The organism is Pseudonocardia pini (genome assembly GCF_013870575.1).
GTDB lineage: Bacteria > Actinomycetota > Actinomycetes > Mycobacteriales > Pseudonocardiaceae > Pseudonocardia > Pseudonocardia pini.
Genome location: NZ_JACBXB010000775.1, coordinates 1 through 2,607, shown reverse-complemented (window position 1 = coordinate 2,607; position 2,607 = coordinate 1). Strand labels below are relative to the sequence as shown.

3 protein-coding genes are annotated in these 2,607 nt (G+C 73.0%); 1 reads left to right on the top strand and 2 read right to left on the bottom strand.

What is annotated here, in order from left to right:
- Both H5J29_RS28745 and H5J29_RS28740 read right to left on the bottom strand, forming a co-directional pair.
- A partial coding sequence (locus tag H5J29_RS28745) for a DUF7800 domain-containing protein (RefSeq protein WP_181784112.1) occupies nucleotides 1-1,122 on the bottom strand: 1,122 nt, incomplete at its 3' end.
- Between the two features lie 9 nt (nucleotides 1,123-1,131).
- Nucleotides 1,132-2,085, bottom strand: coding sequence for an ROK family protein (locus H5J29_RS28740; RefSeq protein ID WP_312858460.1), 954 nt, complete (start codon nucleotides 2,083-2,085; stop codon nucleotides 1,132-1,134).
- An 80-nt stretch (nucleotides 2,086-2,165) separates the two neighbouring features.
- Between H5J29_RS28740 and H5J29_RS28735 the strand changes: the two genes are divergently transcribed.
- Nucleotides 2,166-2,607 (top strand): DoxX family protein (locus H5J29_RS28735; protein WP_246394424.1); only part of this gene is annotated, 442 nt, incomplete at its 3' end.

Sequence of the window (2,607 nt, the reverse complement as noted above, 5' to 3'; positions counted from 1 at the left end):
CTTGGCGGCGGCGGCCTCGTTGACCGACTCCAGGTCGCCCAGGGCCGGGGCGAGCAGCCACGGCACGGAGGTGCCGAGCAGCAGGTGGTCGACCTCGCCGGGCGCGGTGGCCTGCTCCTCCACCCAGGCGAACTCGGTGTCGCCCAGCATCAGGTGCCGACCCTCGTCCAGGATCCGGCCGTTGCGGGAGTCGATCATCACCAGGCGGGTCCGGCCCATGTCCCAGCGGAAGCTGAACCGGATGCCCTTCTCGCCGTCGACCTCGGTGTCCGCACGCATCGCGAGCTCGGCCAGCAGCGGCCACACGTCGCCCTCGGCGGCCCGTACCCGCTGCCAGTCCGGGTCCGCCTCGAGCTCGGCGGGGGAGAGGTTGCCGAGGTGCTGGTAGACCCAGTACGAGCCGAGGGCGGCCTGGATGCGGTCGGTCCACCAGGTGGTACGGCCCATCTCGGCGCGCCACTCGCCCGAGGTGTTCCAGTCGTCCCGGACGTCGTGGTCGTCGAAGATCATCGCGGTGGGCACCGTGGACAGGATCCAGCGGATCTCGGGGTCGATCCAGGAGTCCCGGTAGAGCCCGACGTACTCGTCGTATCCCACGATCTCGTCGTCCGGCCAGTCCGGACGCCGGTCCACGCGGCCCGCGATCCGGCGTCGGGTCTGGGGGGTGAGCTCGTCCGCGTAGACCTGGTCGCCGAGCAGCAGCAGCGCCGTGGGCCAGTCCTGCGGCGGCGCGGAGACCATCCGGGCGGCGTAGGCGTCGAGCGCGTCGAGGCCGTAGCGGGCGGCCGTCTTCGGGTCGGCGAGCTTCACGTAGCGGCAGGAGCCGAAGAGGATGCGCGCCCGACCCGCCGTACGCGGGCCGCGGGTGGGGATGACGCTGGCGGGGAAGGGGCTGTGCCGCAGGGGCCACACCGGCTCGCCGTCGATCCGCACCTCGTACGGGGTCCGGCTGTCCGGTTCGAGCCCGGTCACCGGGACGACGGCGTAGTGGTGGCCCGCGACCTCGAAGGTCCGGGTGCTGCAGCCCAGCACCTCGACGGTCGCGGGGGCGTCGGTCTGCACCCAGACCGTGGCCGTGGTCTCCCCGACGTGACGGAGGACGGGGCCGAGGATCAGTGTCACCTCCGTACGCTACGGCGCCTCGACGGCGAGCGCGAGGAGGGCGGCGCCGATCTTGCCCGCGTCGTTGCCGAAGCTGCTCGGCAGCACCGGCGGCAACGGCCTGACCTGCGGGGCGTAGGCGTACTCGGTGGCGGCCGCGCGGGCCGGGGCGAGCAGCAGGTCGCCGGTGTCGACCACGCCGCCGCCGATCACCACCGCGTCGAGCTCGAAGATCGTCGTCACCGAGGCGATCCCGATGCCGAGCCAGCGCGCGAGGGTCTGGAAGAGCTCCACGGCCTTCGCGTCCCCCCGCTGCGCGGCCTCGGTGACGATCTGGCCGGTCACCGGCACGCCGCGCTCCCGGGCCAGGCGCGCGATCAGCCCGTTGGGGTCCGCCTCGGCGGCCTCGCGGCCGGTGCGGGTGAGCGCGGTGCCCGAGGCGAGCGCCTCGAGGCAGCCCCGCTTGCCGCAGCCGCACCGCGGTCCGTTCGGGTCGACGACGATGTGCCCCAGCTCCGCGGCGAACCCGCGCGGGCCGCGGTAGATCTGCCCGCCCAGCACGATTCCGCTGCCCACCCCCGTCCCGACCGTGATGAGTACCATCTCGCGGTAGAGGGTGTCCCCGAGCAGCGCCTCGGCCAGCCCGGCGACGTTGGCGTCGTTGTCCACGACGGCGGGCAGCCCGGTCGCCGACTCCAGCTCCGCGCGGATGTTCCACTCGCGGTACTCGTTGTTCGGCGCCCAGAGGATCCGGCCGCTCGGCCACTCGACCGTGCCCGCCGCCCCCACGCCGACCGCGACGACCTCGGGGTTCTTCTCCCGCAGCGTCTCCACCATGCGCAGCAGCAGTGCGGTCATGGTGGCGGAGTCCGACGTCTCCGGGGTCGGTTCGGTGAGCTCGGCGACCACGGTCCCGTCCCCGTCCACGACGGCGCCCGCCACCTTGGTCCCGCCGATGTCCAGCCCGATCGCGTGTCTCGCCACGTCGGCATGATTCCCAATCGGACCCGCCCCCGCCAGCGTGCCCCGTGTTTGCCCGCCGGGCGAGTGGGGAAAGCCGCACCATGCCTCTGTTGCGTCGCGTGGCCCGCCCCATGCTGGCCGGACTGTTCATCTACGGTGGAATCAACTCGCTGCGCAACCCTGCTGCGCACGCCGAGGCCGCCAAGCCCGTCCTCGACTACGCCGCTCCGGTGATCGACAAGGCCGTCGAGGCGTCGCCGCTGGAGAAGCGGCCGGACAACGAGACCCTCGTGAAGATCGACGGTGCGGTCAAGGTCGCCGCGGGCTCGCTGCTCGCGATCGGCAAGCTCCCGCGGTTGTCCTCCGCCGCGCTCGCCGCGACCCTGATCCCGACGACCGTTGCGGGGCACCGCTTCTGGGAGGAGTCGGACCCGGCCGCCAAGCAGGCCCAGCAGGTCCACTTCCTCAAGAACACCGCGTTGCTCGGCGGTCTGCTGATCGCCGCCGCGGACACCCACGGGAAGCCGTCCGTCGCCTGGCGCG